Below are 22,469 nucleotides of genomic sequence, written 5' to 3'. Positions count from 1 at the left end.
CTGCTGTTTCAGCTTTATTTATATTAATAGCTATATTTTTTATAAAAATTAATCTTCTGATATATATTTCGGCAGCTCTTTTTATCATTAATATAATAATTACTAAATCAATTTATAGAACTGTAAAAAGGCTGATGCATTTAATTCCGTATTTTTTAGCCATACTCATAATTCAGGCTTTAAACTCAAGAGGAGAGTATTATACTGTTTTTGGTATTTATCTTGATAAAGCGGGTGTAGATTTTACTATTGCATATTTTCTTAGAATAGCCTCAGTTCTTTATTTTCTATCTATTTTCTTTTTTATTATCAACATGATGAGAATACCAAGCGGATATTTTTTTGATGAGATGATAAGAATAAGTATTTTTATGAAGATAGTAAGAAAATCTTTTTTATTTGAACTCAGTAAAATAGCAGATAAAGATAAATCATTTAAAGAAAAACTTAATTTAATAAAGAATTTAATTGATAATGTTTACAGCGATTCTTTTAAGTTTTATCCTTATGATATTTTTCTTCATCATTACAGAAATATAAAAAAATAATTTTTTCATAATATGTACACACTTTTGTTTAAAAATATTTTATATTTGCGGTTTGTCTTATAAGCCGATTATTTATTATTAAGGTATATTACTGTTTATATTAAAAAATAAATTAGAATAAAAAAAATAATTATATATAAATTTAATTGACAATTGAATTTTATTTTACTATACTAGAGTGTATTAAAGTAACAATAATTTATTCAAAAATATTAAATGAGGTAGTTTTTTATGGATTTTAAAACACTATACAAACAAAAATTAACAACAGCCGATGAAGCGGTGAAAGTAGTAAAATCGGGTGATTGGATTGATTACGGCTGGACAGTTGCTACAGCGGTGGAATTAGATAAAGCTTTAGCAAAAAGGTTGCCTGAATTAACAGATCTTAATTTTAGAGGCGGCATATTAATGTGGGAGCCTGAGATTTTCAAAATAGAGAATCCTGAAAAACATATAACATGGAATTCATGGCATATGTCAGGCTTAGAAAGAAAAGCGGTAGACAGAGGTTTTTGTTTTTATGATCCTATTCGTTATTCTGAAATGCCTAGATATTACAGAGATTTGCATAGAGGTATAGATGTTGCAATGTTCCAAGTATCAGAAATGGATGAAAACGGTTATTTCAATTTCGGTCCTAATGCTTCTCATATGCAGGCTATGATAGAAAGATGTAAATGCGTTATAGTGGAAGTTAATAAAAATATGCCTAAATGCTTAGGAGCAAGCTATATAGGCGGGGAAGCAGTGCATATTAATCAGGTGAATATGATAGTTGAGGGAAGCAATCCTTCTATAAAAGAAATGCCTGCAGGCGGAGCCAGCGAAGTAGATAAAACAGTTGCCAAACTTATAGTTGAAGAAATACCGAACGGAGCTTGTTTGCAGTTAGGTATAGGAGGTATGCCTAATGCTGTAGGCTCATTAATAGCGCAGTCTGATTTGAAAGATTTAGGCGTTCATACAGAAATGTATGTTGATGCTTTTGTTGATATATCTTTGGCTGGAAAAATAACAGGCTCTAAAAAGAATATAGATAAAGGCAGACAAACTTATGCATTTGGTGCTGGTACTAAAAAACTTTATGATTATATACATAATAATCCTCAATGCTTATCAGCTCCTGTGGATTATACTAATGATGTAAGAGTGATATCTTCCATTGATAATTTTATGTCAATAAATAATGCGGTTGAGATAGACTTGTTTGGTCAGGTAAGTGCAGAGTCGACAGGTTTTAAGCATATAAGCGGAGCAGGCGGACAACTTGACTTTGTATTAGGCGCTTATTTGTCTAAAGGCGGCAAAAGCTTTATATGTTTATCTTCAACTGTAACTGGAAAAGACGGACAGTTAAAATCAAGAATAGTTCCAAGCTTTACTAATGGTACTATAATTACAGATACAAGAGCTAATACTCATTATGTGGTAACTGAATACGGTAAAGTAAATTTAAAAGGATTAACCACTTGGCAGAGAGCTGAAGCTTTAATATCTATAGCTCATCCTAATTTAAGAGACGGATTAATTAAAGAAGCTGAAAAAGCAAAAATTTGGAGAAAAAGCAACAAATAATTTTAAATAAATTTGAAAGTTTATCATCATTTTGTATACTATTAATTAAATAAAAATATTAAAGGAGAAGCAAATGTTTAAAACAACAGAGCAGCATGAACAACTTCGTGCTAAAATAAGAGCATGGGCTGAAGAAGTAATTACTCCAATGGCACATGAGCTTGATCAAACAGGTAAATTTCCAAAAGAAGCTGTAAAAGAATTGGGTAAAGCTAAATTAGATATTATGGGACTGCCTTTTGAAACAAAATACGGCGGAGCAGGATTTGATAATATTGCCTATGCTATAGCTGTAGAAGAGCTTTCAAGAGTTGACGGCAGTATAGGTGTAACTTTATCAGCTCATTGTTCTTTAGGATCTTATCCTATTTATGCTTTTGGTACAGAAGAACAAAAGAAAAAGTATTTAGTTCCTCTTGCAAAAGGTGAAAAAATAGGAGCATTCGGTTTGACTGAGCCTGAAGCAGGTTCTGATGCAGGCGGTACTGAAACTACTGCAGAACTTAAAGGCGATCATTATTTATTAAGCGGTGAAAAAATATTCATTACTAACGGTATGGAAGCTGACACTTATGTAGTATTTGCTGTTACCACTCCTGGTATAGGTTTAAAAGGCGTAAGCGCTTTCATAGTAGAAAAAGGATGGGAAGGTTTTGAATTCGGTGAAAAATATGATAAAATGGGTATCCGCTCTTCTGCAACTGCTCAATTGCTTTTTGATAATGTTAAAGTTCCTAAAGAGAATTTGCTTGGTAAAGAAGGTCAGGGATTCAAAATTGCTATGCAGACTCTTGACGGAGGCCGTATAGGTATTGCCGCTCAGGCATTAGGTATTGCTCAAGGTGCTTACGAGGCTGCTGTAGCTTATTCTAAAGATAGAATACAGTTCGGACGCCCTATAGCTCAGCAGCAGGCTATTGCTTTCAAGCTTGCCGATATGGCTACTAAATTACGCGCTGCAAGACTTCTTATATACAGTGCGGCTGCTATGAAAGACAGACATGAACCTTATGGTACAGAATCTGCTATGGCTAAATTATACGCTTCTGAAATAGGCTTGGAAGTTGTAAATCAAGCACTTCAGATACATGGCGGTAACGGTTATATTAAAGGTGCTTATATCGTAGAAAGAGCTTACCGCGATGCTAAAATTTGTACTATTTATGAAGGTACAAGCGAAATACAAAAAGTTGTTATTTCTGCATCTATACTTGGTAAAATGCCTAAATCTGCAGCCGCTGTTGCAGGTCCTATGGCTAAGAAAGGTCCTATTACAGGCGAAAGAAGAAATATCATCTTCAAAGAAGGTTCAGCTCAGGATAAAGTTGATTCTTTAGTAGCAGCTCTTAAGAAAGACGGAATCGATTTCTCTGTAGGTATTGATATTAATACTCCTATTGTTAATGCTGAAAGAGTGGTAAGCGCAGGTAAAGGTATAGGCGGCAAAGAAAATATGAAGCTTGTTGAAGATTTGGCTAAAGCTGCAGGTGCTGCTATAGGATGTTCTCGTCCTGTTGCTGAAGAATTGAAATACTTGCCTATCATAAGATATGTTGGTATGTCAGGTCAGAAATTCAACGGTAACTTATATATAGCTTGCGGTATTTCAGGCGCTAACCAGCACTTAAAAGGTATTAAAAATGCATCTATTATAGTTGCTATTAATACAAAATCATCTGCTAAAATATTCAAAAATGCTGACTACGGTATTGTTGGCGATGTTAAAGAGATTCTTCCTTTATTGACTAAAGCTCTTGATACAGGCGCTAAAAAACCTGCAGAAGTACCATACAAAAAAATGAAAAAAATCACTCCTAAGAGAACAATTGAATTACCTAAAATTTATGTATGTCTTGGTTGTGGTTATGAATATAATCCATTTATCGGAGATCCTGAGTCTGAAATAGCTCCGGGCACAGACTTTACATCTCTTCCTGATGAATGGGCATGTCCTGAATGTAGCGAAGAGAAAGCTAATTTTATTAAAGCTTAAATTAAATAATAAATAAGGAGGAAAATAATGCATTGCGTTAGAAAAGTTACTGAAAACTTATATTGGGTTGGAGCGAATGAACATCGTTTGTCTCTATTTGAAAATGTACACCCTTTGACTACAGGTGTTTCTTATAACTCTTATGTTCTTTTAGATGAAAAAACAGTTCTTTTTGATACTGTTGATTGGGCTGTTTGCAGACAATTCTTAGATAATTTAGAATATGTTTTAAATGGTAAAAAACTTGACTATATGATAATTAATCATATGGAGCCTGATCATGCCGCTTCTTTAGATGAGGTATTATTAAGACACCCTGAAACTAAAGTTATATCTACTGAAAAAGCTTTTATGTTTATGGATCAATTCGGATTTACTATTCCTGAAGATAAAAAAGATATAGTAAAAGAAGGCGATACAAGAAAATTCGGCAAACATGAAATAGCTTTTGTTGCCGCTCAGATGGTTCACTGGCCTGAGGCTATGGTTAGTTTTGATACTACTAATGGAGTATTATTCTCTGCCGATGCTTTCGGTTCTTTTATAGCTTTAGGCGGAAGATTATTCAATGATGAAGTTAACTTTGACAGAGATTGGCTTGACGAGGCTAGAAGATATTATACTAATATTGTTGGTAAATATGGTCCTCAGGTTCAGCATTTGCTTAAAAAAGCAGGCGGAATCATTGATAAAATTAAAATGTTCTGTCCTTTGCATGGACCTATTTGGAGAAGTAATTTAGGTTATATTCTTGATAAGTACAACAAATGGAGTACTTATGAGCCTGAAGAAAAAGGCGTATTAATTGCTTATGCGTCTATGTATGGAAACACTGAAAATTTAGTTGGAGTATTGGCTTGTAAATTAGCTGAAAAAGGCGTTACTAATATTACTATGTGCGATGTATCCAGCACTGATGTTTCTTGGTTAATTTCTCATACATTCAAACTAAGTCATGTTGTGTTGGCTTCCGTTACATATAACTTAAATATTTATCCGCCTATGCATGATTATTTGGATCATATGAGATTCTTAAATCTTCAGAAGCGTAAATTTGCTATCATTGAAAATGGTTCTTGGGCTCCTAAATCAGGTGCTTTAATGCAGGAGTTTATTGAAAATAATTTGAAACAATGCGAAATATTAGATGCTCAGGTTTCTGTTTCTTCTTCTATGAAAGCTGCTAATATGGGCGAAGTTGATGCTTTAGTTGATGCTATAGTTGAATCTATGAATAAATAATATTTAATATATTGTTTTAATAAAGTCCGATTCAGGTGTACAGCTTGAATCGGATTTTTTATATAGCGGTAGTATCAAATATCAATTATTATATAAATATGTTAAAATATGAGATTAATTATAAATATAATTTGAGGAAATAATTTTATATGGTAAGCATTAAAAGACAAAGACAAATTAAATTATTTTTTGTATTATTTATTATACTAATTGCATCGGTATTTATATTAGTTATATTCGGATATTTTCCATACGGACTTCATAAAAAAAATATATCTGAAATAAAACTTCCGAAAGACAGCATTGCTTATATAAGTGTAAAAAGTCTTGATAAAAGCATACTTAAATTTTCAGATTCAATATATGCCTATAGAATATCGCATGATGAATCTATGTATGACTTTTCCCTATTGCTTAAAACTGCAGATTCATTTGCAAACATATTAAAAACTAATAATAATTTCTTTGTAAGACTTGCTTCTAAACCAATATTAAAAAGAAATTCCGCTTTGCTGTTTTGGGAATATAACGGTAATTTGAGTAATTCTGAAATATTTTATATTTTTGATATAGGAAAATTAAACTCATTTATATTAAGCTCTTTTTTTAATCCTAAAGAATTAAATATAGACAATGTTTCTTATAATGTAAAAAAAATTAATTATAATGGAAATAAAATATATGTTTTGGACAATGGGAAACCTTATTTATTTTTCGGTTTTTATAAAGGTCTTTTAATATCTTCTAAGAATTATAATCATATAAAAAAAATATTAGATTTTTTTAATTCTTATTCGGACGGTATAAATGATATAGAATTATTCAATAATATTGAAAATAAATATAAGTCTGATATTTCTTTCTATGTCAATAAAAGATTATTTGATTATAATAAATGCAGCGGTTCTATATTATTTATTCCGCTTAAATATTTTAATAATGTTTATACCATATACGGAAATATTAAATTGAATGACAATAACGGAATTGCCGATATTTTTGCAGATTATGAATATGGAGGTTCCGATAAATATTCTCTTTATGGTTTGGAAGGAAAAATAGATATACAAAAATATTTATCAAAAGAAAGAACGGTTATGTATTTAGGATTAAAGTCATATTTAGCGGGTCTTTATCCTATTATATATAATGATTTGAAAGTTAAACATAATAATAAATTATATGCTGAAATATTTAATTTATTTACGAAAATGAATGATGTTTATTCTTTTGGGAGTATTATAAACGATTTATACGGAGAAGCGGCTATTGCATGCATTGAATCTAAAAGATCCGAAATTATTTATCCTGTAATTATATTTGATATATTAAATGATAATTCTTTACTTCCTAAGCTTGAAATATCATTATTGGATAAATATACTAATATAAATAAAAATGAAAGAGGTTATAATAATAATTTTATATATTCTTATAATTTAAATAATGTAAATATACTTTATTATACTTTTATAGATACTGTTTATTTTGCGAGTGAAAATGAAAAAGCTATAGAAACCGTTATAGATAATAGCTATGACGATGAAACTTTAGAATTATATATTAACAATCAAATATCTAAAAATATGAATGCCAACTATATATTTACAATACAGTTTTCTAAATCTCAGGATATTTTAAGAAATTTTAATATACCGTTTAGAACTTGGAGTTATCCCAACAGCATTATAATAGCTTCTTCTATTAATTCAAATTATACGCATATTAATATAGACTTTAAAGCCAATTTTAAAAGCGTATCATAATAACAGATAGTTGATAAATATTATTATTCATATATAATTAATAATTATTTTTGGAGATAAATTTATTTTATGTCAATAATTGATAAACTTTCTTTAGTGGAAAATATTTATGAAGATATAGTACGAAAACTTAATGACGCTGATATAAAAGATAACAGAGTGATACAGGATTTAATGAAAAAAAAACATGAGATTGAAGATATTGTTGAAGAATATAAAAAATTGAAAATTGTATTAAAAGAAATAGAAGAATCTAATGAAATGATCAATAATTCTGAAACCGATAAAGAGATTAAAGAAATGGCTTTAATTGAGATAGATGCTCTCAATCAAAAAAAAGACAATATAATAAACTCTCTAAGACTTCTTCTTCTTCCAAAAGATAAAAATGACGGGAAAAATATTATAGTGGAAATAAGAGTTGGTACAGGAGGCGATGAATCGGCTTTATTTGTAGGCGATTTATTTAGAATGTACGCCCGTTTTATAGAAAGAACTAATTTAAAAATGGATATAATAGACACAAGCCCTACCGAACTTGGAGGATATAAGGAAGTTATATTTTCTGTATCTGGAAAAGATGCTTACAGAACATTAAAGTTTGAAAGCGGAACTCATAGAGTGCAGAGAATACCAGCCACAGAATCAGGGGGAAGAATTCATACATCTGCTTCTACGGTTGCTGTTATGCCAGAAGTTATGGAAAGCGATGTTATTATAAAAGATGAAGATATAAGAGTGGATATATTTCGCTCAAGCGGACCTGGAGGGCAGTCTGTAAATACTACCGACAGTGCTGTTAGGATTACGCATTTACCTACAGGTTTGGTAGTTCAATGCCAAGATGAAAAGAGCCAGCATAAAAATAAGGCTAAAGCTTTAAAAGTTCTCCGTGCCAGAATATATGAAAAAGAAGAGGCTGAAAGAAAGGCTAAAGAAGCAAAAGAGAGAAGGGAGCAGATTGGTTCTGGAGACAGAAGCGAGAGAATAAGAACTTATAATTTTCCGCAGAATAGGGTTACAGATCATAGAATTAATCTTACTCTTTATAAGCTAGATAGATTTATGGACGGCGAAATAACAGAAATAACGGACGCTTTATTTAAAAAAGAGCAGGAAGATATGCTTTCTTCATATTCTGATTAAGATTTATGTATATGTTTATTAATTTTAAGAGGTATATAAAATGAGTTTTTTAATATTAATTGACAAATCTTTTGATAGTGATTATTCCAAAGAGTTTGATAATATTTTTAATGATAAAACAGTTATTTTGAAAAATACTTTGAATTGTGATATTAAATATATTGAAAACAATGATCTTGAAAATATAGAAAATTATCTGAATAATATTTATAAAGAAAGTGAAAATTATGATAATATAATTTATATACCCAGCAGTATGCCTTTATTTGATATTGAAGAAACTATAAAATTAACCGAAATTCATAAAGAAAATATTTCTTATTTTAGTTATGGGGAAAATTATCCTGCAGGCATAGTTCCTTTTATAATTAGAAGGGATTCTTTTGAAAAGTTATTTAATATTATAAAAACAAAAAATATAAAGCCTTCTGAAACTGCTGTAAATAATATTGTATTTGTTGACCCTAATTTTTTTGAAATAGAAATACTTATATCTAAGTATGATATGAGATATTATAGAATATCGCTTTTTGCAGATAGTAAAAGAAATGCAATATTGATAAATAAACTTATAAATTATAAAAATTATGATGAAATAGTTAAAGCTATAGAGGAAAATCCAAGCATAAGGAGAACTCTGCCTTCATATATAGAAATAGATATCAGCAATAGACAAAATATTATAAAAAAATCTCTATTAAAGAGTGGGTTTTTTAGAAATGAACTTTCAAAAGATGAGAAAAATATGACTTTGGAAGAGTTCAAAATTATTTATGATAATATTTTGAATTTCTGCGGAGATTTTTGCATGTCTGTAGGAAGTTATTATGAACCTATGCTTAATAATGATATTTTTGAAATATTAAATTATTCTACTAAAAATAAAAATGTTAATATATATTTAGAAACAAATGCTATGATGCTTGACAGCGAAAAGGCTAAAAAGTTAATAAGCCTGCAAAATGAAAGAGAAAATCTTCATGTTATTATTCATTTAGATGCTGTAGATGAAGATGTTTATAATAAAATATATGAAAACGGAGATATAAAAACAGTTATGTCAAATATAGATTATTATCTGCTTAGGGAGCCTAAAAATACTTATTTGCAGATAATAAAACAGAAATATAATTTTGATTATTTGGCTTCTTATTACAAGTATTTTGATAAGTATAAAATAGAAATTATAATGCAGAAATATTATACTTACAGGGGTATTGTAGATGATAATAGGGTAGGTGATATGACTCCTCTTATTAATATAGGATGCTGGCATTTAGCCCGTGATTTATTTATAGATTCTTACGGAGATATTTATATATGCCGTTTTGATATAAACAGAGAAATAAAAGCAGATTCAATATATAAAAACGATTTAGCAAATATATGGAATATGCTTGGGAATTATTTTATAGATAATGTATGCGGAAAATTAGATTTTTGTAAAAATTGCGATGAATGGTATTTATATAATTTTTGATTATGGAAAATATAATATTAAGGTATTTAGAGTTTGTTTTAGCTTGTTATGTTGTTCGATTTTTAGCTACCAGACTTGTGCTGGAATTTCAATTTGTTAAGAAATTTTATTATATGAGAGAGATACTGCCGGGGGTAATGAATTGGAATAATAAAATTCAGATGATTTATTATTTTGAATTATTTTCTTTTATTCAAAGTTTATTGGCGGCATTATTTTTTATGATTTTTTTTCATTTTATACCATTAAAATATCATATAAAGCTTATTGTAAGTTTTTTAATGTATTCTTCTTTTGTAATAGCTGATAAGGTAAGATTTGCGGTGATGCTTACTAATTATCCGCATTCTCTTTTAGTAATGGATACGGTAATATTCTTATTTGTAAGCTTACTGCAGTTTATTGTTATGGCATTTATGAACGCATCTTTATAAAAATAAAGGTATTATTATATTAATTTTGTTCTATAGTAATAGAAGCTCCTATATCCATAGAATTTGTTTTTCCTTTATAGGTTGCTTTTTCAGATATTATAGAATTATCCATAAAAGCATTTGATATATTTACCTCTTCAAATATAATGCAGTTTTTTAGTATTGAGTTTTCTATTTTTGATTTTTTTCCTATATGCACATATGGACCTATTACCGAGTTTTCTATTTTTACATCCTTATCTATAAATACGGGCGGTATTATAGCCGTATCTTTTATTCCTTTGCTTAATATTTCATGTTTGATAATAGTTTTATTGGTCTCTATCATAGCCGATTTTTCACCGCAATCATACCAGCCGTCTAATTTGAATGTTTTAAATATAATGCCTTTTTCTATCATATTTTCTAATGCATCGGTAAGCTGATACTCGTTTTTGGTTTTTATACCGCTGTCTATAATATATTTTATAGCTTCAAAGAGTTCTTTAGTATTTACAATATTATACATTCCAGTAAGAGCTAAATTGCTTATAGGTTCTTCTGGTTTTTCTGACAATTTTGTTATTATTCCATTTTCATTTAATACGGCTATTCCAAATCTGCTTGGATTATCAACTTCGCATATGCCTAGAGAGTTTTCATTTTTGCTTACTATATTTGATAAGTTTAGCTTGAATATGGTGTCGCCTAGAATAATAAATATTTTATCATCGTATTTTATATATTCCTTTGCAAGATATACGGCATGCGCTAATCCTTTATATTCTTTCTGCTCTACAAATGTTAATTTTATATTTTGATATTTATCTTTTAAGTATTCAATCATTTGTTCCTGTAAATATCCTACTATAAATATCACCTCTTCTAAATCTTGTATTGAAGATATTTCAGTCATGATAAAATCTATAATTGTGGAACCTGCTATTGGAAGAATAGGCTTAGGTTTTGTAATTGTGTGCGGCCTTAATCTTTTGCCTTCTCCTGCTGCGGGTATAATAACTTTCAATTTTAAATCCTTAAAAATCTTTTTATTATATATAATAATATATAATAAAAATTTTTTAAAATCAATATTATTTATTATTATTGCTGATAAAAATTATTTTATTAATGGTATTAATAGAGCATTAGCTAATTCTTCATTAGAACCATTTAAATATTTTACTAATTCTAAAGCAAAAAATATAGCTGTGGCAGGACCTTTGGAAGTAATGACATTGTCATCACATACAACAATATCTTTTTCTGAATATTCTCCTTCTTTAATGGAAGTTTCACAGCTGGGATAGCAGGTATATTTTCCTTTTATAACTCCTGCTTCTCCAAGAACTATAGGAGAGGCACATATTGCAGACACCAATTTTTTTTCCTTATACATACTTCTGATTTTTTCAATTACTCTAATATCCGCTTTCAGATTATTCATTCCTCCTAAGCCGCCTGCAAGTGCTATAGCATCAAAATCATAATTTATTATTTTTTCCAAAGAAGTATCAGCTTTTATAACTATATTATGAGAACCTTTTACTTCCAAATCATTGTTAAGAGAAGCCGAAACCACCTCAATATCTGCTCTTCTTAAAACATCAATAATAGTAATAACTTCTATTTCTTCTACTCCCTCTGCCAACGGAACAAGAACTTTTTTAAGCATAATTAAAACTCCTTTTATTTATTATAGTATTATCATATTTTATTATAGTATTATCATATTGCAAGTAATTTTTTATTTTAATATATTTTATTAATTATTTTGTATGTCTTTAATTTTTTCTAAGGCTTTTTCATATCCTAAATCTGCCGATTTTTTTAAATATTTATATGCTTTTTGAAGATACTTTTCTTTTTTTTCTTTATCATATTTTCTATGTTTTGAGAATATAGTATAGATTTTATATAAATCATAGTATGCTATATAATCTTCTCTGTTGAACTCTAATGTATATTTTAAGTATTTAACAGCTTTTTTGTATTTTTTCTTTTTTTCGTATACTGCTGACATCAGATAGTATGCATCGGAATATGCACTATTCATCAATATAGTTTTTTCTAAGTCTTCTATTGCCTTATCATAATCATTTTTATATAAGTAAACTTCAGCTCTGTAATAGTATGCATCGCTGTCATGAGGATATATTTCTATAGATTTATTGAAAGTTTCTATAGCTTTATCATAATTTCCCATTTCATAATAAACTCTTGCTAAATTATGATAGGCATCTAAATTGCTGTTATCTTTTTCTATAACCTTAAGTAAATCATTTACAGCATCATCATATTTCTTATTTTGAATATTGCTTAATGCTCTGTAAAAATATTTGTTTTCTTCGCTTATCATTATAAATATTCCTATTTTTAATATAATATTATTATTATATAATAAAAATTATAATATTGAAATTGTTTAAAAATAATAAGTGAAAATATTAAAATTTTATCAATTTGGAAGCTTCTTCAAATCTTTTTCTGATTTCCTTCCAATTTTTTTCTTCCATTAAATTTCTAGGACAAAGCCAAGACCCGCCACATGCAAATACATACCTGTTTTCTAAGTATTCTTTTACATTATTGATGCTTACTCCTCCTAAAGGCATAAATTTTACACCCATATGCTGATATACTGGAGCTATATTATTTATCCAATTAATGCCTCCGAATAAGCCCGCATGAAAAAATTTTATATACTTATGTCCATAGTATAAACACTGTTCAATTTCAGCAGGTGTTGCCGCTCCAGGTATATAATAATAATTTCTATTTTTGGCATATTCAAGCATTACAGGCTGAAATCCGGGACTTATTATTAAATTAGTTCCCAAATCAAGTATTCTATCAACCTGACTAGTATTTAAAACTGTGGCTGCGGCTCTTGGAAGTTCAGGGTAATATTTAGCCAATATTTCTAAAGCTTTATATCCGTATTCTGTTCTTAAAGTTAATTCTATAGACGGCAAAAACTCTAAGCAAAGTTCGGCTATATTTCTTATTTCCTCTTCATTTTCTACTGTAACTACTGGTATAATTTTATTTTGTATATATTTTTTCAACATAAAAGCTCCAAAAAATTTAATAAAAATTGCTTTATTTTTGCTAGAGATAATCGCAAAAACAGTTGCTAATCTTCTAATATTTTTTATTTTTAGAAAGAAGATTTATATAAGGCTCTGTTTCAATACAGTTTTCATCTATACCTATTTCATTTAATATTGATTTTAGTTTTAATATTTGATTCTCTATAGTTTCATTTGAGTTTAAAAACTCTATTTCTATGAAGTTATTTAAATTTTTTATTTTTGAAATTTCTATTAAAGCATTTTTATATATAAAAGCATATCCTTTTTTTTCTTTGCTTACATATTCTCTGTATTTCTGCAGTTTTGATAGAAAACTTATAATAAATCTTGCTTTTTTTTTGCTTACCTTTAATTCTATTTCCTCATTAACTTCCGCATCTTCTATTAATGCTCTTTCTTTTGTGCAGAATGTGTATCCGCCATGCTCTATTCTAAGTCTTATGCAGTCATTTGTTTTTATGTCGGCATTTTTTATACAGTTTTCTTTAGCATAATAAATATCTTTTTTAAAATACTTTTTTTTAAATTTAGCATTATTCTTAAGAAAACTTAAAACTGATTCAAAATCTTTAATATATGCCTTTATTTCAATTTCAGAGTTTGCCATTTTATTCCAAATATTCCTTAGTGCTGTCATCAACATGTATTTTCTGCTTATCATAAATTAAAGGAGCAGATTTCTCAAATATTATAAATAAAGGCGAAGATAATATTACAGTAAGAGGCAGACCTGCAAGTAATTCGGATCTTATTAAAACGGCAACATTTGAAAGATCCGAATATATAGAAGTTACTAAAAATAAGGCTATTATCTTTATTAAATATCCTATTAATGTTACAAATATTCCTGCGGCTATTTGCTTTATAAATATTCTTGTATTGAAAAAACCTACAAAAAATCCTATATTTAAGAATATTATGGCATAAGAACCAAAAGTTCCGCTTGATACAATATCCTGCAAAAGCCCTATAATAAAACCGTATATTATTCCGTCAAAAGAACCATACCTAAATGCTATGAAAGTTAAAAAAATTAAAAGCAAATCGGGTTTAGCTCCAAGCGCTACTCTTATCAAATCATAAGCGGGAGATGATTGTATCAGAATCAAAATCAGCGCTGTAATTATAACGGTTATAACTCTTTTCATTTTGACGCTCCGTTTTCTTCTTCATTTGCAAGCATAATAATTTCCTGATCAGGGATCTTTTTTATAACATAAACATTTTCCAAAGTTGAGAAATTAACAACAGGCTCTACATACAGGTCATGAAAAAGTCCGTAATTTTTCTTTTCAACTTTAAATATAGTGCCTACCAATATGCCTTTTGGAAAAACTCCGCCCATTCCGCTTGTAACAACTTTTTCCCCCTCTTCAACATCCATCTGCAAATCTATATACTGCAGATGCGTCTGAGTGGATTTAGGACTTTGTCCTGTCATTATTCCAGTAGTTCTTGAACTTTCAAGCATTACTGATATTTGAGATCTTTTATCCACTAATGATAATATTCTGCTGTTATATCTTCTGACTTCCACAACTTTTCCAACCAGTCCTTTATAACCGTTTTGATATGATATAACGGGCATTCCTACAACTATTCCATGAGCACTTCCTTTATTAATAACTATTGTAGTATAGAAATTCTGAGGATCTTTAGAAACTATTTCTGCATATTCCAAAGGATATTCATCTGTGGGAGCTTCGTTTAATAGTCTTCTGAGTCTTTCGTTTTCTGCACTTAACTGCTCATACTCTAAAGCTGCACCGCTTAACTCCGCTATTCTGTCTCTTAATATCTGAACCTGACTTTGAAGCGTAAATATATCGGTTATGCTTGTATAAAGATATACAAATGCTCTTGATACGCTTTTTGTTGCGCTTTGTATAGGATATACCCCAAGCGCATAAACAGACTGCAAATTAAATACGAAATTACTTCTATTTAATACCATAAGCATTCCCGCTACAAGATTCAGCAGAATGTATAATGTAAGCAATTTATGTTTTATAAAAAGTTTCACTTTATGAATATCGGCTATATTTATTAAATTTTTATAACTTTTAAGGCTTAAGAATATCTTCTGTAATTCTTCAAATTTTTAGTTTCTTCTATGAATTTACCGCATCCTATAGCTACGCATGTAAGAGGACTTTCTGCAAGGATTACTGGAACTCCTGTTTCCATAGATATTAAATCAGTAAAGCCCGGAAGCAGAGAAGTGCCGCCGCTCATAACAATACCCCGCTCAACAATATCAGCAGAAATTTCAGGAGGCGTTTGATTAAGCACAGATTTCACAGCCTCTAAAATTTCTATCAGTATATCAGTTATGGCATCTTTTATTTCGGCACTGTTTATTGTCAGAGTTTTAGGAAGTCCTGATACGGAATCTCTTCCTCTTATATCCATAGTTTTTGATATATCTCCCTTATAAGCATGACCTATATTTATTTTAATTTCCTCAGCTGTTTTTTCGCCTATATATAAGTTATGAGTTCTTTGCATATATTTGATAATAGCATCATCAAGTTCATCTCCTCCAACTCTTATGGAAGAACTTCTTACCATACTTCCAAGCGAAAGCACGGCAACTTCGGTAGTGCCTCCTCCTATTTCTATAATCATATTTCCATGAGGCTCGTTTATAGGCATGTCTGCTCCGATTGCCGCCGCTCTTGCCTGTTCTATTAAAAATATGGTTCTTGCTCCAGCCTGTTCGCAGCTTTCTCTTACCGCTCTTCTTTCTACTTCTGTTATGCCTGTAGGAATACCTATGGCTATTCTGGGTTTTACCAAAGTCCTTTTATTATGAACTTTATTTATAAAGTATCTTATCATTTTTTCAACAGTCTCAAAATCTGCAATAACTCCGTCCCTCATAGGTCTTATAGCGGCTATTGAGTTAGGAACTTTGCCAAGCATCTGCTTAGCTTCATTTCCTACTGCTATAACATTTCCAGTGCTTTTTTCTATGGCTACCACCGATGGTTCGGCTAAAACAATACCTTCTCCTTTTACATAAACTAAAGTATTAGCGGTGCCTAAATCAATTCCCATATCGCTTGAGAACATATTATATAACCAGTTAAACATCTGTCATAATCTCCTTAATATATCCCTAACGGGCTTATGCAAATTATCTATTTTTATAGCTTCCCTGAACATTTTTACAGCTTCATTTCTTCTTTTTGTCTGCAAATATAATTTTCCTATACTATAATATAAATCAGGATTTTTGTCATCTATCTCAAGTGCTTTTTTATAAAAAAATTCACTTTCTTTATATAGTCCCTGTATGTAATATAAATCTCCTAATTTGGAATAAGTTCTTGATTCAAGCATTATATCGCTTTTAAATTTTCCATTCATAGATGATAGTATTTGTATAGCCTTAGTATAATCTTTATCTCCCTCATAAGCATTTGCAAGCTCATAATATAATTCCATATTAATAAATTGTCCGCTGTTTTCTTCCAATTCCCTATTAATTGAGTTTTCCAAATATATTACTGCTTCTTTAAATAATCCTATTTCATAACATATGTCAGCAAGCTCTATAGCAGTAGACACACGGTTATCGCCGTTATTTATAGCACTGATATATGAATTGTATGCATCAGTATAATATGCATTCCCCAATCTTTTATAACTGTATCCCAATCTTTGATATATGATATTTTTATTTTTTAAAAATTTAGAAGTTAATAATAACTGATTTGCATATTTTATAATGCTTTCGCTTGATTTAGTGTCTTCTTTATCGGATCTTATAAGTATATCATAATATAAATCTATTCCTGTAATAAGTATATTTTTATTTAATGGTTTTTTTGTATAAAGATCATTAAATAAGAAGGATGCATTATCATAGTCTTCCAAAGACATATAATCATATATTGATTTTAATCTTTTTTTTTCTATATATCCTGAAGTAAATAAATATGCTGAAGATATAATGATTATTGAAGTAATTAAAGTTATTACTATTATCTGTAGGCTTATTTTTTTTTCTACATTATATATGTATGGCATGTTATTTATGCAGTCTTTTAATTATTATTTTTTGTGCTGCCGCAGTTATTATACAGGTCTAAAATGGTTTCTTTAGGATTGCTGAGATGATCCTGCGATACTATACATAAACCCTCAAGTATAACTCCGTTTTGTATTATAAGCTCTGGAGTTCTTATTTCTCCAAGCACTCTGCTGGTAGGCATAAGCATTACTCTGTTTTTGGCTTCTATATTTCCAATAATTATTCCTTCTATAACAGCCGATATGGTTTTTATATTTGATTTCACTTTCCCAGTTTTACCAACAAAAATATTATCCACTTCTAATTTTTCGCCTTCATAACAGCCGTCTATTCTTAAAGTGCCGTTTAATGTAAACTCGCCTTTAAAATATGAACCTTCTCCTATAATTGAATTAGATTCTGTATTATCGTTTCTTTTTGCAAACATATGTAAAACTCCTAATTTTTAGTATATACTATGGAATTATCTATATTATTAAATTTAAATTTAGTATTGAGCCCAAATAAAGATTCGCTATGCCCTATAAATAAAAATCCATGCTCATTTAATATATCATAGAATCTGTTGACAGTAAGCTTAACAGATTCGTTGTCAAAATATATAAGAACATTTCTGCAGAAAATAACATCCATATTGGTTTGACTGCCTCTATGTATCAGATTATGATAGTCAAAAGTTATAAGTTTTTTTATATAATTTTTTACAACATATTCGCCTGAAGATAATTCATCAAAATATTTATATAAATATTCTTTAGGTACATTTTCCACTTTTTGAACTTCATATCTTCCTTCTTTAGCCGCTATTAAAGAGTTAAGAGACAAATCGCTTGCAAATATTTTTATATCTGCTTCTTTTATGCCGGGTGTTTCTAAGCAAGTTATTGCTATGGAATACGGTTCTTCTCCCGTGGAGCATCCTGCACTCCAAATTCTTATCTTCTCCCCTGATTTTTTATTTTTCATTATTCTAGGCAGAACATAATTTTTTAATAGTCTAAAATTCGGTTCATTTCTAAAAAATTTTGTAAGGTTTGTAGTGATATTATCAAGAAACTTATTCAGCTCTTCTCTGTCAGAAGAAACAATTCTATAATAATCTTCAACATTATCAAGTTTTTTTTCCTTCATAGCAGAAGCTATTCTGGATTCTAAAATAATTTTATTGATAACATTAAAACATATACCGCTTTCTTTATATACAAAATTTTTAAATAGATCAAATTGTTTTTCTGTTAATCTTAATTCATTCAAAATTAATTATTCCAAACAAATAAAATAATAAGCTATTGTTATTTTTTTGTAAGAACCATTTTAATACGCTCAAGAACTTTTTTTCTGTCTAAAGGTTTTGTTATGTAATTTTTAGCGCCTGCAAGAAGAGCTTTTTTAACCATATCTTCTTTACCTAAAGCGCTTACCATAACAACTTTAGCATTTTTATCATATTCAACTATTTTAGTAAGAGCAGTAATACCGTCCATTTTAGGCATTGTAATATCCATAGTTACCAAGTCAGGCTTGTATTCTTTATACATAAGTACGCCTTCCTCTCCGTTTTCTGCAGTTCCCACCACATTATATTGTTCAGATACAAAAATCTGCTGCAGCTGTTTTACAACGAATGCAGAGTCGTCTACTATTAGAACTTTGTATGGTTTCCCAAATTCATTTATACCGTCAGCTTCTTTTGTATTAATGTCAGACATATTTTTACTCCTTTTCTGATTCTACGGCAACTAATATATTAAAATCGCCGATAGAGGTATCTAATTTTATATGCAGAAATTCCGAATCACTTATCGAAACTTCCAAATTCTTGCTTTTCATAATAACCGGCGGAGATATATGGACATCATATCCGTATGCTTCTAATTTAGTAACAGCAAGACCTGCCACTAAATTAACAAGTTCCTGTACCGTTGATAATGACATTTTGTCAATATCTTTTACTTCACTGTCATTCATTATAGAAACTATTTTTTTTGCAGTTTCTATTTCCATATCTATTATAAAATGCCCAACTATATCTTCAGACAATGATACTATTCCTATTATTCCTGAAACATTAACAAAATCACCTTTTAATGTAATATCGCTTGTCCTTATGCGGTTTTTTAGATAATTATGCAGTATTTCATTGGATGCATCCGTAAACGGTCTTATATAGTCAAGTCTCATTATAATACTCTTTTTATAAAAATAATACTAGTGCAGTGCATATATTTTAACAATATATGAATTTTATTGCAAGTATAGTTATAAAATATAGTATCACGGCTGTCTTAAATATCGAAAAAAAAGTTATTTGCTTTATGATAATATTTTATTTAAAATTATAAAAGTATTCTTACATAATTATAAAAATTTAATAAATATGCTTATTAATTAATGTTTTATTAATAACTTAATTTTTTATCCTACATATTTTTATAAAAATCTATATGATGCTGAAGCTCATCAGGAAGCGGATTTCCTGTTTTTGTAAATTTGAAATACCTGTTTTCTAATTCAGAGGCTTTTTTATTTCTTATGTTTTTAAATCTGTTTGCTATTTCGGAATACATAGGCTGTTTTTCAAGTTCGCTTCTTATGTTTTTAGCAAAAGGAACTTGTCTGTATAATATGCCTCTTGCCGCTCTGTTAAGCCTCATTATTCCTTTGCTTTCATATTTTATCCATAAGCTGTAATCGGTTACAAATACTTCTCTTAGGTTATTTCTGCATTTTTTTATTTGAACTTTTAATTTTTCTTTAGCTTCATCGGATAAGCTTCTATTTTTTCTATAAAATTGAACATAATCGCTGTATTCGGAAGTAATAGACATTTGAGTAATATCATTCCATGAAGGTCCCAGTATAGTTTTGCATAATTCCCATCTGAATGCTCCTATAGTAGGAAGAAGCAGGCTGTTAAGATCTTCCGAACTGAATATAGGAAATAAGAATCTGCCTGTGCTGTTTTTTTGTCTGCTTGAAAGCTCTTCCCACATTATAGATCTTGAACCGAATGTCGGCATAAGTATTATATTAGGCAGAACTTCCTGCATAACAAGTTCTTTTTCTATATTCAGCTCTTTATTTTTGTATAATACTTCTCTGTAGAATGCTGAAAAATCTATATCTTTTATATCGTTGATAGAGTTCTCCATAATATCTTTTCTAATCAAAGCTTTTTCAAAATCTTTTGTAACCATATCTTTATGAAGTATAGGGAAGTATATGCTTACCTGTCCGTAACATAATCTGTGAGTGGTTTCAATCATATTTTCAATTTCATATTCAAGTCTTTTTGAAGAACTTTCCCAATGATTTTCAAGTTCTTTATCGTTTATAGTTCCTCTCTTTTTCAATTCTCTTAAAGCTTCTCTGTAATCCTGCCCGAAACCATTAACTGAAGGCGGTTCTTCTTTATCATAAATTTTTTGAAGCCATTCATCTATATAAAATACATTTATCCTTTTTGTTTTGCTTTTGTCTTTTATTTCATAAATATCCATTATTTGATTCGGTGTAAGTAATTGATCGTCCATATATCCGAAGTTAAGAAACATTTTTGCAAGTTTATTATTATCTCCGTTTATTATAATTCTTTTTGCAATTTCCTTGTATATTTCAAAAAATACGCTGGTTACGCCTCTTCTTATTTTTCTTACATCATCTTCAGTACTGAATTTATCTCTTAATTTTCTAAATGCCTGCAAAGATTTCATAAAATTTCTGGCTTTTTCTTCATCAATGGTAGACATTTCAATTAATTTTTCAGCAGGATTTTTAACCTCTTCAGGTAATTCTTCAAAACCAAGCGTAACTTTAATATCTCCGATTTCATTTAAGCCTTCAGGAATTTGCTCAATTATATTTGATTGAATTCTTTTTATTACAGAATCCATCTCTTCAATATCTATATTAAGATCATAATTATATTCTGTTTTAATTTTACTGTAAATATCTTTGATTTCATCAGACATAAATTTTATATATTTTATATATACATCATTATCTCTGCCCTGCTTATCTAATTCAGAAGCAATTTTTACATATTCCCTGAATAATGATTCTGTTTCATTTGAAGATAAAAATAATATATTTTCTATAGCTTCAACAATTTCATTTTTTAAAAGATATGATATATTTTGCAGGTTTTCATATAGCATATAAGAGGCATCTAAACTCATATTTTCATCATAAGTAAAAAACTGATTTTTAATTTCTTTGGGCATAGTTAAAAATCTTTTTACATAATCAATTTCAAATTCTAATTTTTCCATGTTTTCTGTAATATGATTTTTATTATGCATATATATTTCAGAATGATCTGTTTTTACAAAATCTGCATCAAAAGATGCGGGAAAATTGAAGCCTGAGTTTATAGAGTCGTCATAAATTTCTTTATAGCTTAAAAAAAGTTCGGATTTAATATTTTTTGATTTATTCTGAGAGATATTAAAGTATATAACTGCAAGATTTGCCGATATGATTTTTATATCTGAATTAATTTTTTTTATTTTTATATATTCCTCATAACATTTTAGAAGAATATAAGCTATAGAATGATACATATTGGTAAGATATGCTTTATTAATTTTGAAGAATGATTTTACATATTCCTGATTAGGAGTTTTTACGGTATAAATTTCTGTATTATCTTTTGATATATAAGAAAACATATATTTAGAATTAGATTTATAGCTTCCTATACCAATCATAATATTTTTAGGTATTGAAAATAATCTTAAGCTGTATTTCATAACTTCGTTTTCATCTTCTATTCCTAAAATTTCTTTTGAGGAAATACAAACATCAATTTCTCCGTTTTTAACTATTGATATATTTTTTACAGTTTCCCCTTCATAAAATATAGTACTTCCAGAATTTAATTTTAAATTTCCGTTTTCTTCAATATTCACACTCATAATAAATAACTCTCTTTGAAATAATTTATTGTTGCAAAATTATATATTATATTTTTAAAATATGCTAGTTTTTTATATTTTTAATATAAATTTCAAGATTATGGAAGAATTTTATATTGAATTCATCAATTTTAAAGATAATTTAATATAAAAAATAATCTTTTATAAAGTTTTATTTTAATTCCCCTGATTTTTTGTATAAAATGTATAATACAGTATTTTGATTTAAATATAAATATATCAATTTTATCAA

At 28.8% G+C, this 22,469-nt stretch carries 22 protein-coding genes; 8 read left to right on the top strand and 14 right to left on the bottom strand.

Features of this window, described 5'->3' with window-relative positions; all coding sequences use genetic code 11:
- Positions 1-134: 134 nt before the first annotated feature.
- From QZ306_RS05420 to QZ306_RS05380, 8 genes are all read left to right on the top strand, one after another.
- Complete coding sequence (locus QZ306_RS05420) at positions 135-548, top strand: hypothetical protein (RefSeq protein WP_295161919.1); 414 nt, start codon at positions 135-137, stop codon at positions 546-548.
- Between the two features lie 231 nt (positions 549-779).
- Positions 780-2,126 (top strand): butyryl-CoA:acetate CoA-transferase, encoded by a 1,347-nt coding sequence (locus tag QZ306_RS05415; RefSeq protein WP_295161917.1) that lies wholly within the window; start codon positions 780-782, stop codon positions 2,124-2,126.
- Between the two features lie 73 nt (positions 2,127-2,199).
- Positions 2,200-4,119 carry an acyl-CoA dehydrogenase family protein gene (locus tag QZ306_RS05410; RefSeq protein WP_363322633.1) on the top strand — a complete coding sequence of 640 codons (1,920 nt, stop codon included), beginning with the start codon at positions 2,200-2,202 and terminating at the stop codon, positions 4,117-4,119.
- A 27-nt stretch (positions 4,120-4,146) separates the two neighbouring features.
- Positions 4,147-5,361: an FprA family A-type flavoprotein gene (locus QZ306_RS05400; protein WP_295161915.1), complete on the top strand. Its 1,215-nt coding sequence runs from the start codon at positions 4,147-4,149 to the stop codon at positions 5,359-5,361.
- A 149-nt stretch (positions 5,362-5,510) separates the two neighbouring features.
- Positions 5,511-7,127 carry a hypothetical protein gene (locus QZ306_RS05395; protein WP_295161913.1) on the top strand — a complete coding sequence of 539 codons (1,617 nt, stop codon included), beginning with the start codon at positions 5,511-5,513 and terminating at the stop codon, positions 7,125-7,127.
- A 69-nt stretch (positions 7,128-7,196) separates the two neighbouring features.
- Entirely contained in the window at positions 7,197-8,273 is a 1,077-nt protein-coding gene (gene prfA, locus QZ306_RS05390; RefSeq protein ID WP_295161911.1) for a peptide chain release factor 1, read from the top strand.
- Between the two features lie 40 nt (positions 8,274-8,313).
- A complete protein-coding gene (locus tag QZ306_RS05385; protein WP_295161909.1) occupies positions 8,314-9,753 on the top strand; it encodes a spiro-SPASM protein in 1,440 nt (479 codons plus the stop codon).
- A gap of 2 nt (positions 9,754-9,755) precedes the next feature.
- Positions 9,756-10,187: a hypothetical protein gene (locus QZ306_RS05380; RefSeq protein ID WP_295161907.1), complete on the top strand. Its 432-nt coding sequence runs from the start codon at positions 9,756-9,758 to the stop codon at positions 10,185-10,187.
- 19 nt (positions 10,188-10,206) lie between these two features.
- Here the strand turns inward: QZ306_RS05380 and QZ306_RS05375 are convergent, their stop codons facing one another.
- The 14 genes from QZ306_RS05375 to QZ306_RS05310 form a co-directional block, all read right to left on the bottom strand.
- Complete coding sequence (locus tag QZ306_RS05375; RefSeq protein WP_295161905.1) at positions 10,207-11,193, bottom strand: sugar phosphate nucleotidyltransferase; 987 nt, start codon at positions 11,191-11,193, stop codon at positions 10,207-10,209.
- 93 nt (positions 11,194-11,286) lie between these two features.
- On the bottom strand, positions 11,287-11,841 hold the full coding sequence (locus QZ306_RS05370) for a DJ-1 family glyoxalase III (protein WP_295161903.1): 555 nt from the start codon (positions 11,839-11,841) through the stop codon (positions 11,287-11,289).
- Positions 11,842-11,931: 90 nt separating this feature from the next.
- The gene (locus QZ306_RS05365) at positions 11,932-12,525 is read right to left on the bottom strand and encodes a M48 family metallopeptidase (protein ID WP_295161901.1); all 594 of its coding nucleotides are present in this window, start codon (positions 12,523-12,525) and stop codon (positions 11,932-11,934) included.
- A gap of 88 nt (positions 12,526-12,613) precedes the next feature.
- The gene (gene eda, locus QZ306_RS05360) at positions 12,614-13,237 is read right to left on the bottom strand and encodes a bifunctional 4-hydroxy-2-oxoglutarate aldolase/2-dehydro-3-deoxy-phosphogluconate aldolase (RefSeq protein ID WP_295161899.1); all 624 of its coding nucleotides are present in this window, start codon (positions 13,235-13,237) and stop codon (positions 12,614-12,616) included.
- A gap of 73 nt (positions 13,238-13,310) precedes the next feature.
- Positions 13,311-13,868, bottom strand: a complete 558-nt coding sequence (cyaB, locus tag QZ306_RS05355) for a class IV adenylate cyclase (RefSeq protein ID WP_295161897.1) — start codon at positions 13,866-13,868, stop codon at positions 13,311-13,313.
- A gap of 1 nt (position 13,869) precedes the next feature.
- Complete coding sequence (mreD, locus tag QZ306_RS05350) at positions 13,870-14,409, bottom strand: rod shape-determining protein MreD (RefSeq protein ID WP_295161896.1); 540 nt, start codon at positions 14,407-14,409, stop codon at positions 13,870-13,872.
- The gene (mreC, locus tag QZ306_RS05345) at positions 14,406-15,272 is read right to left on the bottom strand and encodes a rod shape-determining protein MreC (RefSeq protein WP_295161939.1); all 867 of its coding nucleotides are present in this window, start codon (positions 15,270-15,272) and stop codon (positions 14,406-14,408) included. Before mreC ends, mreD begins: the two co-directional genes overlap by 4 nt.
- Before the next feature lie 59 nt (positions 15,273-15,331).
- On the bottom strand, positions 15,332-16,357 hold the full coding sequence (locus QZ306_RS05340; RefSeq protein ID WP_295161894.1) for a rod shape-determining protein: 1,026 nt from the start codon (positions 16,355-16,357) through the stop codon (positions 15,332-15,334).
- 3 nt (positions 16,358-16,360) lie between these two features.
- Positions 16,361-17,296, bottom strand: coding sequence for a lipopolysaccharide assembly protein LapB (locus tag QZ306_RS05335; RefSeq protein WP_295161892.1), 936 nt, complete (start codon positions 17,294-17,296; stop codon positions 16,361-16,363).
- 17 nt (positions 17,297-17,313) lie between these two features.
- Positions 17,314-17,727, bottom strand: coding sequence for a polymer-forming cytoskeletal protein (locus QZ306_RS05330; RefSeq protein ID WP_295161890.1), 414 nt, complete (start codon positions 17,725-17,727; stop codon positions 17,314-17,316).
- An 11-nt stretch (positions 17,728-17,738) separates the two neighbouring features.
- Complete coding sequence (locus tag QZ306_RS05325; protein ID WP_295161889.1) at positions 17,739-18,554, bottom strand: protein-glutamate O-methyltransferase CheR; 816 nt, start codon at positions 18,552-18,554, stop codon at positions 17,739-17,741.
- A gap of 38 nt (positions 18,555-18,592) precedes the next feature.
- The gene (locus QZ306_RS05320; protein ID WP_295161887.1) at positions 18,593-19,009 is read right to left on the bottom strand and encodes a response regulator; all 417 of its coding nucleotides are present in this window, start codon (positions 19,007-19,009) and stop codon (positions 18,593-18,595) included.
- A gap of 4 nt (positions 19,010-19,013) precedes the next feature.
- Positions 19,014-19,481, bottom strand: coding sequence for a chemotaxis protein CheX (locus tag QZ306_RS05315; protein ID WP_295161886.1), 468 nt, complete (start codon positions 19,479-19,481; stop codon positions 19,014-19,016).
- A 239-nt stretch (positions 19,482-19,720) separates the two neighbouring features.
- Positions 19,721-22,216 carry a Crp/Fnr family transcriptional regulator gene (locus tag QZ306_RS05310; RefSeq protein WP_295161884.1) on the bottom strand — a complete coding sequence of 832 codons (2,496 nt, stop codon included), beginning with the start codon at positions 22,214-22,216 and terminating at the stop codon, positions 19,721-19,723.
- Between the last annotated feature and the right edge of the window lie 253 nt (positions 22,217-22,469).

The organism is uncultured Brachyspira sp., assembly GCF_910588665.1.
In the GTDB taxonomy this organism is placed as follows: domain Bacteria; phylum Spirochaetota; class Brachyspiria; order Brachyspirales; family Brachyspiraceae; genus Brachyspira.
Note: the sequence above shows the minus strand (reverse complement) of the source record. Positions and strands in the feature narration are given on the sequence as shown.

Excerpts from the sequence above, each read along its gene's own strand:
- QZ306_RS05420 (WP_295161919.1), top strand. The coding sequence starts at position 135 with ATGCATTTAATTCCGTATTTTTTAGCCATACTCATAATTCAGGCTTTA.
- QZ306_RS05415 (WP_295161917.1), top strand. The coding sequence starts at position 780 with ATGGATTTTAAAACACTATACAAACAAAAATTAACAACAGCCGATGAA.
- QZ306_RS05410 (WP_363322633.1), top strand. The coding sequence starts at position 2,200 with ATGTTTAAAACAACAGAGCAGCATGAACAACTTCGTGCTAAAATAAGA.
- QZ306_RS05400 (WP_295161915.1), top strand. The coding sequence starts at position 4,147 with ATGCATTGCGTTAGAAAAGTTACTGAAAACTTATATTGGGTTGGAGCG.
- QZ306_RS05395 (WP_295161913.1), top strand. The coding sequence starts at position 5,511 with ATGGTAAGCATTAAAAGACAAAGACAAATTAAATTATTTTTTGTATTA.
- prfA (WP_295161911.1), top strand. The coding sequence starts at position 7,197 with ATGTCAATAATTGATAAACTTTCTTTAGTGGAAAATATTTATGAAGAT.
- QZ306_RS05385 (WP_295161909.1), top strand. The coding sequence starts at position 8,314 with ATGAGTTTTTTAATATTAATTGACAAATCTTTTGATAGTGATTATTCC.
- QZ306_RS05380 (WP_295161907.1), top strand. The coding sequence starts at position 9,756 with ATGGAAAATATAATATTAAGGTATTTAGAGTTTGTTTTAGCTTGTTAT.
- QZ306_RS05370 (WP_295161903.1), bottom strand. The coding sequence starts at position 11,841 with ATGCTTAAAAAAGTTCTTGTTCCGTTGGCAGAGGGAGTAGAAGAAATA.
- QZ306_RS05365 (WP_295161901.1), bottom strand. The coding sequence starts at position 12,525 with ATGATAAGCGAAGAAAACAAATATTTTTACAGAGCATTAAGCAATATT.
- eda (WP_295161899.1), bottom strand. The coding sequence starts at position 13,237 with ATGTTGAAAAAATATATACAAAATAAAATTATACCAGTAGTTACAGTA.
- cyaB (WP_295161897.1), bottom strand. The coding sequence starts at position 13,868 with ATGGCAAACTCTGAAATTGAAATAAAGGCATATATTAAAGATTTTGAA.
- mreD (WP_295161896.1), bottom strand. The coding sequence starts at position 14,409 with ATGAAAAGAGTTATAACCGTTATAATTACAGCGCTGATTTTGATTCTG.
- QZ306_RS05340 (WP_295161894.1), bottom strand. The coding sequence starts at position 16,357 with ATGTTTAACTGGTTATATAATATGTTCTCAAGCGATATGGGAATTGAT.
- QZ306_RS05335 (WP_295161892.1), bottom strand. The coding sequence starts at position 17,296 with ATGCCATACATATATAATGTAGAAAAAAAAATAAGCCTACAGATAATA.
- QZ306_RS05330 (WP_295161890.1), bottom strand. The coding sequence starts at position 17,727 with ATGTTTGCAAAAAGAAACGATAATACAGAATCTAATTCAATTATAGGA.
- QZ306_RS05320 (WP_295161887.1), bottom strand. The coding sequence starts at position 19,009 with ATGTCTGACATTAATACAAAAGAAGCTGACGGTATAAATGAATTTGGG.
- QZ306_RS05315 (WP_295161886.1), bottom strand. The coding sequence starts at position 19,481 with ATGAGACTTGACTATATAAGACCGTTTACGGATGCATCCAATGAAATA.
- QZ306_RS05310 (WP_295161884.1), bottom strand. The coding sequence starts at position 22,216 with ATGAGTGTGAATATTGAAGAAAACGGAAATTTAAAATTAAATTCTGGA.